This is a genomic window from Nocardia sp. No.11 (assembly GCF_038752175.1).
GTDB lineage: Bacteria > Actinomycetota > Actinomycetes > Mycobacteriales > Mycobacteriaceae > Nocardia > Nocardia canadensis.
This window is the reverse complement of the sequence record NZ_JBCGFB010000262.1, coordinates 1-1,256: the sequence shown is the minus strand read 5'-3', so window position 1 is coordinate 1,256 and position 1,256 is coordinate 1. Positions and strand designations below refer to the sequence as shown.

Sequence of the window (1,256 nt, the reverse complement as noted above, 5' to 3'; positions counted from 1 at the left end):
CGCCGACAGGCGCCCCGAGCCACCCGCGCCCGTGCGCACGCCGCCGGGCGCCGGCGTCGAGATCGGCGCGGTCGCCGGGGCGCTGGACCGGGTGCAGACCACCGCCTTCGACCTGGCGTCCGAACAGGCCCTGGTGCGGCGCAACACCACCGAGTCGATGGCCAATCTGGCTCGCCGCAATCAGAACCTCGTGCGCAGGCAGCTCGGGCTGATCAGCGAGTTCGAGCGCGAGGAACTCGATCCGAAGGCGCTGTCGAACCTGTTCGAACTCGACCATCTCGCGACCCGCATGCGGCGCAACGCCGAAAGCCTGCTGGTGCTCGTCGGCGAGGCGAGCCCGCGCCGGTGGGCCGAGCCGATCGCGCTCACCGATGTCATCCGGGCCGGCCTGTCGGAGGTCGACGACTATCGCCGCGTGGTGTTGCGCCGGGTCGACGACATCGCCATCGCCGGCGCGGTGGTCAGCGAACTCGCCCACGTGCTGGCCGAACTCATCGAGAACGGGCTGGCCTTCTCCCCGCCCGACCTCGAGGTCGAGGTCTACGGCCGCAAGGTGGCCGGTGGGTATCTGCTCGCGGTCGTCGACCACGGCGTCGGCATGCCCGCCGACCAGCTCGCCGAGGCCAACGCGCGCCTGCGCGGGGAGCAGGACTTCATCGTCGCCTCCACCCGCTACCTCGGTCACTACGTGGTCGGCCGGCTCGCGGGCCGCCTCGGCATCGACGTGGAACTCAACACCTCCCCGGTCAGCGGCATCGTCGCCCGCCTGCTGCTGCCCGCGAGCATTATCGTCGACGACAGCGCCCGACCGGCCGAACCGGCCGAGGCCAGGAACCGCTCCGCCGCGCCGGAGCCCGGCCGAGCGGCACCCGGCCGCAACGGCACCGCGGTCGCGCTCGACGTCGCCAGAGCCGTTGTCGTACACGATGATTCCGGAGCACAGTCGATGAGCGGAGCGAGGGCGCCACGGCAGTTCGACGCACCCGGCCGGGCGCGGCACACCCGGGACCCCGAATCCGCTGCGGCCGACGACTCCGTTCCCGCCGCGCCCGGCGATTCGGTCTACGCGCAGTTCCTCAGCAGCACCACCAATGCCATCGCCTGCCACGGCTCGCCGAACGATCCGGCCCCGGCGATCTCCGGGGCGGGTGATCACCCTCGCAACGGCGTGGCACCGGCCGACACGAACGGCGGGCGCAACGGCGTGGCACCGCCATCGGCTGGCGCCGACCGCGCGCGCAACGGCCGGGCGCCGG

The 1,256-nt window shown here is 73.0% G+C and carries 1 protein-coding gene; it reads left to right on the top strand.

Translation table 11 applies throughout. The features are described from left to right. The coding region (locus V8688_RS31940) for an ATP-binding protein (protein ID WP_342802380.1) at positions 1-1,256 on the top strand (1,256 nt) is incomplete at both ends.